This is a genomic window from Nocardiopsis sp. TNDT3 (genome assembly GCF_003427465.1).
Lineage (GTDB): Bacteria > Actinomycetota > Actinomycetes > Streptosporangiales > Streptosporangiaceae > Nocardiopsis > Nocardiopsis dassonvillei.
Window position 1 is genome coordinate 1 of the sequence record NZ_QPFC01000422.1, and the last position, 6,448, is coordinate 6,448.

At 72.4% G+C, this 6,448-nt stretch carries 8 protein-coding genes; 4 read left to right on the forward strand and 4 right to left on the reverse strand.

The features are described 5' to 3' along the window. Both DQW06_RS11105 and DQW06_RS11110 read left to right on the forward strand, forming a co-directional pair. Positions 1-571: RDD family protein (locus tag DQW06_RS11105; RefSeq protein ID WP_157983407.1), on the forward strand; the 571-nt coding region annotated here is incomplete at its 5' end. A 173-nt stretch (positions 572-744) separates the two neighbouring features. After that, positions 745-1,341 carry a hypothetical protein gene (locus DQW06_RS11110; RefSeq protein ID WP_071623025.1) on the forward strand — a complete coding sequence of 199 codons (597 nt, stop codon included), beginning with the start codon at positions 745-747 and terminating at the stop codon, positions 1,339-1,341. A 29-nt stretch (positions 1,342-1,370) separates the two neighbouring features. Here DQW06_RS11110 and DQW06_RS11115 read toward each other — a convergent pair whose 3' ends face one another. The 3 genes from DQW06_RS11115 to cutA all read right to left on the reverse strand — a co-directional run bounded on the left by DQW06_RS11115 (position 1,371) and on the right by cutA (position 3,111). Next, the gene (locus DQW06_RS11115; RefSeq protein ID WP_013155621.1) at positions 1,371-2,027 is read right to left on the reverse strand and encodes a GNAT family N-acetyltransferase; all 657 of its coding nucleotides are present in this window, start codon (positions 2,025-2,027) and stop codon (positions 1,371-1,373) included. A 152-nt stretch (positions 2,028-2,179) separates the two neighbouring features. Next, complete coding sequence (locus DQW06_RS11120; protein WP_013155622.1) at positions 2,180-2,773, reverse strand: hypothetical protein; 594 nt, start codon at positions 2,771-2,773, stop codon at positions 2,180-2,182. Then, entirely contained in the window at positions 2,770-3,111 is a 342-nt protein-coding gene (cutA, locus tag DQW06_RS11125) for a divalent-cation tolerance protein CutA (RefSeq protein WP_013155623.1), read from the reverse strand. The genes DQW06_RS11120 and cutA overlap by 4 nt, the downstream gene beginning before the upstream one ends. 68 nt (positions 3,112-3,179) lie before the next feature. Between cutA and pyrE the strand changes: the two genes are divergently transcribed. After that, complete coding sequence (gene pyrE, locus DQW06_RS11130) at positions 3,180-3,713, forward strand: orotate phosphoribosyltransferase (RefSeq protein WP_013155624.1); 534 nt, start codon at positions 3,180-3,182, stop codon at positions 3,711-3,713. An 86-nt stretch (positions 3,714-3,799) separates the two neighbouring features. Here pyrE and DQW06_RS11135 read toward each other — a convergent pair whose 3' ends face one another. After that, the gene (locus tag DQW06_RS11135) at positions 3,800-4,186 is read right to left on the reverse strand and encodes a RodZ domain-containing protein (protein ID WP_117198401.1); all 387 of its coding nucleotides are present in this window, start codon (positions 4,184-4,186) and stop codon (positions 3,800-3,802) included. 407 nt (positions 4,187-4,593) lie between these two features. Here DQW06_RS11135 and fbaA point away from each other — a divergent pair, with 407 nt between their 5' ends. Continuing rightward, on the forward strand, positions 4,594-5,616 hold the full coding sequence (gene fbaA / locus DQW06_RS11140) for a class II fructose-bisphosphate aldolase (protein ID WP_013155626.1): 1,023 nt from the start codon (positions 4,594-4,596) through the stop codon (positions 5,614-5,616). Positions 5,617-6,448: the final 832 nt, after the last annotated feature.

Here is a 6,448-nt window from a genome sequence, read left to right on the forward strand (position 1 = left end):
GACCCCTTACGCGCACGGTCATCAGGGCTACTACCCCCCGCCGCAGAACTGGCTTCCGCCGGCCCTCACCGACCCCGGACACTGGAACCCGGACAACCCCGAGGTCGGCCGCGCCGAGATGGGGGTGCGCTTCGTGGCCAGGATGGTCGACACGTTCGTCGTCGGCTGCGTCTGGTACGCGATGATGGTGCTGGGAGTCATCGTCAGCGTGATCATCGGCGGCGGCGAGATGGACGGCGGCGGCCCCGGCGAGATCGCCTTCATGGTGACCGCCGTCTTCAACTTCTTCCTGCTGTCCATCGTGGTGGAGGCGCTCCAGGTCCGCCTGTGGGGACGGTCGGTCGGCAAGATCCTGCTGGGTCTGTGGGTGGTGCGCTCCGACGGCGGCGGAAGGGTCAAGCTCGGTCGCGCGTTCGTGCGTGCGCTGCTCTACTCGCCGGGCATGAACCCGGTCAACTGGATCCTGCCCTGGTCGATCACCAACGTCCTGTGGCCCCTGCGTGACAAGAGGACCCGCAAGTGCCTCCACGACAAGGCGGCGGGCACTGTGGTCGTCCAGGTCCGCCGGTAGGTTCCGTCCGGGCCGCACGCTCACGCGAGGGCTGGGGCCGGAGCGGGACCGGGTCGCGGCTTGCCTCGCCGAACGAACACGCTGCGTGGTGCTGCGACTCGGGGGAGGAGCAGCGGGACGAACGGCCAGGAAACACCCTTGGACCCGGACTCGCCCGCTGGTACCTTCGCTCGATGACGCGGTTCGTGGGATCCCTCATCGGCGCGGGCTTCGGCCTCGCCTTCGTCCTGGCCAACTCCGGGCCGCCGCTCGACCCCACCCTCGCCTCCGTGCTGCGGGTGTTCGCGGTCGCGGCGCTCGTCGGGGTGGTCGTGCTGGCGGTGGTCACGGGCCGCGGGTCCGGTCCCGCCGCGGATCCCGAGCCCGGCCCCGAGGGGCCGCGGATGCGGTTCGACGCCTTCTACGGCGTGGTCGTGCTGCTGGAGGCGGTCCTGCTCTTCGGCGGCATCCAGGTGCTGCGCGCCCTGGACGCGCCCGTGCAGGCCAACGTCGCCTGGATCGCCCTCGCCGTCGGTCTGCACTTCCTCCCGCTGGCCCGGCACTGGCGTACCCGCTCGCTCCTGGCCGTCGCCGCCTACATGTCGGTGCTCGGCGCCGCGGGACTGGCGATGGCCCTCACCGGGCGCCCCGACTGGGTGCCCCTCGTCAGCGGCGTGGTCACCGGGCTGGGCATGCTGACCGGCCTCCTGGTCGGCCTGCTGGTCCCCCTCGTGACCGTGCGCGGGTCCGGCCCGGCCGCCGCCGGCACCGCGTCGGCCCCCTCGCCGTAGACGCGGGGCCGACGCTCCCGCGCCCGCTGCTAGGCCTCGGACCCGTCCAGCCCGAAGAACGGCAGACACGGCTCCAGGCCCGTCACGGTGACCGGGACCGTGCGGTGCTCCGCCCAGTCCCGCCTGGTCAGCCGGTAGTGGTTCTTCACCACCCGCTCACCCCTGACCTCGATCAGGTCGAACCCGTTCCCGCGGTACCCCAGGCGCTCGCAGACCCGCTCCGAGGCGGTGTTGCCCTCGAACACCGACGACACCGCCGCCACGGCGCCCAGCCCCTCGAAGGCCAGGTGCAGCACGGCGGCGCGCATCTCGGTGCCGATCCCCCTGCCCTGGTGGGCCCTTCCGAGCCACGATCCGGTGCCGACCTGGCGCGTGACCGCGAAGTCGCGCGCCCGCATGTCCTGGATGCCCACCACGGCGCCCTCGTGGACCACGACGAGGTTGAGCCCCCAGTCCTGCGGCTTCCACGAGGCGAGGGTCCCCAGGTTGTGCTGTATCACCCCGAGGGCGAGCTCGTCCGACGGCTGGTCGGTCCACGGTACGACGAAGGGCATGGTGTCCGGGTCGTGGACGCCCTCCACCGCGACCTCGGCCAGCTGGCCGAGGTCGTCGAAGGACGGGAGCCGCAGTTCGAGGCGGGGTGTGGTCAGCCGCAGGCCCAGAGGCGGGAAGTGGTCGGTGATCATGCGCCGATTCTCCGCAGCCCGCCCCGCGGTGTCACCCGGTTTTCCCACCGCCGCACCGTGCCCGGCCCGCCACCGTGCGCCCTGCTCATGGCGCCGCCCGGGAGGCACCGGCCGCCCGGGGGCCGAAGCGCCGACCCGGGCGACGCGGCGTCTCAGGAGCCGCCGCGCAGCTCCACCAGCAGCGCTGCCAGGGCCTCGGACGCCTCCTCCGGGGCCGCCTCGCGCACGCTCCAACCGCGCAGCCGCGCCAGGCGGGCCGCGTGGCGCAGGCCCGGATCGGTGAGCAGGTAGCCGCACGGCGCGTCCGGCCAGTCGGAGACCGTCGGCAGCGGCTCGGTCCGGTAACCGGCGGGCTCCCCGGGCGGGATCGCCGTGTCCGGGACCGCGCCCTCGGGGCTCTGCGTCCTCGCGACGTCCGCGCGGGTGGGGCCGCCCGGCTGGGGCAGGAACGCGTCCACCAGCACGTAGCCGAACACCGGCCGGTGCGCCGCCCGCTGGGCCGCGCCCACGGCGCCCAGCAGCGGTCCGGCGCCGCCCTCGGCGACGAGCGCGGTCGGCGCATCGGGCGCGACCAGGCGGTTGACCTCCAGGCTGGCGCGGGCGACGTAGCGGGCCGCGTGCGGCGGGTGCTCGTCGCCGCCCACCTCGGGGCGGACGGCGGTGATGCCGTACCCGGCCAGCCGGTCGGCCAGGCCGGGCAGCCTCGTGGGTTCGCCGAGGGTCGGGGGGAGCAGGACGGCGATCACGCGGAGGTGCCTCCCCGGGTCTCGTCGCGCACCCACTCCAGGTAGGCGGGGTTGCCACCGGTGACGGGCACTGCGACGACCTCGGGAACGTCGTAGGGATGGACCTCGCCGATGTGCGCGGTGAGCTCGTCCAGCCGGTCGGCGGCGGTCTTGACCACCACCATCCACTCCTCGTCGGCCTGGACCCGGCCCTCCCAGCGGTAGAAGCTGGTGACGGGCCCGCTCACCTGCGCACAGGCCGCCAGCCTGTGCTCGACCACCGACCGCGCCAGCCGTTCGGCGCCGTCCCTGCTGTCGACGGTGGTCTCCACCCGGACCGTGTCCCCGGACTGCGGCATGGCCGTCCCTCCCACCGGGGGTGATGCGGTGCGCCCGCGTCCCGTCCGGTGTTCTAGGCTCACTGATCATGAGCGAACGTGATGAACTCCTGCGTCAGATCAACGATAAGGCGGTCGTGCGCGGCAAGGTGACCCTGTCCTCGGGTATGGAGGCCGACTACTACGTCGATCTGCGCCGGGTGACCCTGGACGGGAAGGCCGCGCCGCTGGTCGGCTCGGTCATGTTGGACAACGTCGCGGACCTGGAGTTCGACGCGGTCGGCGGCCTGACGCTGGGCGCGGACCCGGTGGCCACCGCCATGCTGCACGCCGCGCACGCGCGCGGGCGCACGCTGGACGCCTTCGTGGTGCGCAAGGCGGGCAAGGCGCACGGCCTCCAGAAGCGGATCGAGGGGGCCGACGTGCGCGGGCGGCGCGTGCTCGCCCTGGAGGACACCTCCACCACCGGCGGCTCCGTGCTGACGGCCGTGGAGGCGCTGCGCGAGGCGGGCGCCGAGGTGGTGGCGGTCGCGCTGATCCTGGACCGGGGCGCGCGCGAGCGGGTCACCGAGGAGGGTCTGGAGTACCGGGCGGTGTACGGGGTCTCCGACCTGGACGTCTAGCACGCGCGGCCGCGGGGCGCCGCGGGGCGTTCCGGCGGCCCGTGCCCGGGGGCGGGTGCGCCGCCGGGGTTCGTGCCCGGGCGGCCTCAGCCGTCCTGCGGGTCGATCGTGAAGCTGAAGCCGGGTTCGCGGTCGGAGATGTCGCGCTCGTCGCCGTCGACGAAGACCTCGACGGCGGCGGGGGCGCCGATGGTGACCTCCAGGCCCTCGGCGGCGGTCGCGTAGTTGACCGACTGGCCCTGGCTCATGTTCTGGTCCATCAGCACGTCGCCGCCGGGGATGCGGACGAAGACGTCGCTGGACTCGCCGACGACGCGGACGTACAGGACGCCCATGTTGCTCGGCTCCGTGCTCTCGCCCGCCGTCTCCGAGGCGGTGGCGCTCACGCTGGTGCCGGGGAGGGAGCGGTACAGGAAGAAACCGCCCAGGGCCAGGAGCGTCACCAGGAGCACGACGGCTCCGACGATGGCCATCACCTGGCCAACGCCGCGAGGATCATTCCTATGCCTTCCCACGGCGTTGAATGTAGCGCGTATCACGGCAAAAAGCGACAGCAGCCGCATGGAAGACCCCCGTCCCCCACAATTCCGTCACAAGGGGGATGAAGGGGTCACTCTCCGTCGTCCCGGGTGCGCGGAGCCCGGGCGCCGACCCCCGCCAGCTGCGGCTACACCGACAACCTCGGGCAATTTGGTCTAGACCTTTTCAAGGGCTCCGGGTATTCGGGATACTTGGGTGACACCTGGTGGACACACACGGACGCACGGCCCGAGGGCCGCCGCCCCCCGACGTCCGTCTCCACCGGGGCAACGCACGTGGGGTGCCGTCGGCGTGATACCGGCGGCCGCTCGCTCCAGGCCGAATCCAGGGAGAGTCAAGCATGCCCATCGCCAGCCCCGAGGTCTACACCGAGATGCTGAGCCGCGCGAAGTCCGAGGGCTTCGCCTACCCGGCCATCAACGTGACCTCCAGCCAGACGCTGCACGCCGCCCTGCGCGGCTTCGCCGAGGCCGAAAGCGACGGCATCGTCCAGATTTCCACCGGTGGCGCGGAGTTCCTGTCCGGCGCCACGGTCAAGGACATGGTCACCGGCTCGGTCGCCTTCGCCGAGTTCGCCCGCGTCGTGGCCGAGAAGTACTCGGTGAACATCGCCCTCCACACCGACCACTGCCCCAAGAACAAGCTCGACGGCTTCGTCCGCCCGCTGCTGGAGATCTCCAAGGAGCGCGTGGCCAAGGGCCAGGAGCCGCTGTTCCAGTCCCACATGTGGGACGGCTCGGCGGTCGAGCTGGAGGAGAACCTCCAGATCGCCGAGGAGCTGCTGGCCGCCTCCAAGGCCGCGCGGACGATCCTGGAGATCGAGGTGGGCGTCGTCGGCGGCGAGGAGGACGGCATCGTCGGCGAGATCAACGAGAAGCTCTACACCACGCCGAACGACGCCCTGCGCACCGCCGAGGTGCTGGGCCTGGGCGAGAAGGGCTACTACCTGACGGCCCTGACCTTCGGCAACGTGCACGGCTCCTACAAGCCGGGCTTCGTCAAGCTGCGCCCGGAGGTGCTCAAGAAGGCCCAGGAGGCCGTCGCCGAGAAGTACGGCCGGGCCAAGGCGTTCGACTTCGTCTTCCACGGCGGCTCCGGCTCCACCATGGAGGAGATCCACGAGGCCATCGAGTACGGCGTGGTGAAGATGAACGTCGACACCGACACGCAGTACGCCTACACCCGCCCCGTGGTCGACCACATCATGAAGAACTACGACGGTGTGCTGAAGATCGACGGCGAGATCGGCAACAAGAAGGCCTACGACCCCCGCGCCTACGGCAAGGCGGCCGAGGCCGGCATGGCCGCCCGCGTGGTGGAGGCCGCCCAGCACCTGAAGTCCGCGGGCAACAGGATGAAGTAGTCGCGGCCCGCCACCGGTTCGGTGGTCCGCGCACGGTGCCCGGCGGCCTCGGCCGCCGGGCACCGTGTTTTCCGGGGGCCGTGCGCGCGGCCGGACACCGCGCTCTCCCGGAGAGCACGTTCTCCCGGCCCCCTCGCCTCGCACAACAAACCATCCCCAAATACCCGCAACACCGTTTTCCAGTTATCCACAGCCCCGTTTCGCGAAGGGGCGCCCGGGAATCATCCTGAACGCGCGCAACCCCCTCCCAGCGGAATGCGGAAAAGCGAAGGGCGGGAACAGCGCCGCCCGAATCATCGCGGACGGAGTGTTCGCCGCGGGAACCGTACTCGTCGGGGTTTCCACGGCCGCAGCGGCGTAGGCCGGGAGCGGGTCGCGGCGGCCCCGTCCTCGTCAGCGTGCGTGCTCGGCGCCAGCGCCCACCGCATCCGGGAACTCCGTCCACGGCCCCGGTCCGCGCACCGGATGCGGCGGCACGGTGACCCCCGCCGTCCAGATCCGCGCACGGCCCCGTCTGGCCCGACAAGGCGGTGGCCGAGGCCGGGCGCAACGGTTTCGGAAACGGCTGTCCGCGCGCCGGCGGAACCCGCGACGGCAACGGCGCCTATTTCACCGGGACCCGCGGTTCCAGCGGCGACGAACTGTCCTCCGGGCGGGTCAGCCGATACTGACCGAACACGCGGACCCCGCGCTTCTCGGCCCCGCCGGTGTCGGCGGGCGCGGTCGCACCGGCCGTCGCCGTGGCGGCCCCAGGGGCGCACGCCGCGCGTCCACCGGCGTGCGGAGGCGGCGCAGGAGTGACGGGGAGCGCTGGGAGGGGCCGTGCCGGGGT

Coding starts and splice junctions, on each gene's coding strand:
- DQW06_RS11110 (WP_071623025.1), top strand. CDS start 745: ATGACGCGGTTCGTGGGATCCCTCATCGGCGCGGGCTTCGGCCTCGCC.
- DQW06_RS11115 (WP_013155621.1), bottom strand. CDS start 2,027: ATGATCACCGACCACTTCCCGCCTCTGGGCCTGCGGCTGACCACACCC.
- cutA (WP_013155623.1), bottom strand. CDS start 3,111: ATGCCGCAGTCCGGGGACACGGTCCGGGTGGAGACCACCGTCGACAGC.
- pyrE (WP_013155624.1), top strand. CDS start 3,180: ATGAGCGAACGTGATGAACTCCTGCGTCAGATCAACGATAAGGCGGTC.
- DQW06_RS11135 (WP_117198401.1), bottom strand. CDS start 4,186: ATGGCCATCGTCGGAGCCGTCGTGCTCCTGGTGACGCTCCTGGCCCTG.
- fbaA (WP_013155626.1), top strand. CDS start 4,594: ATGCCCATCGCCAGCCCCGAGGTCTACACCGAGATGCTGAGCCGCGCG.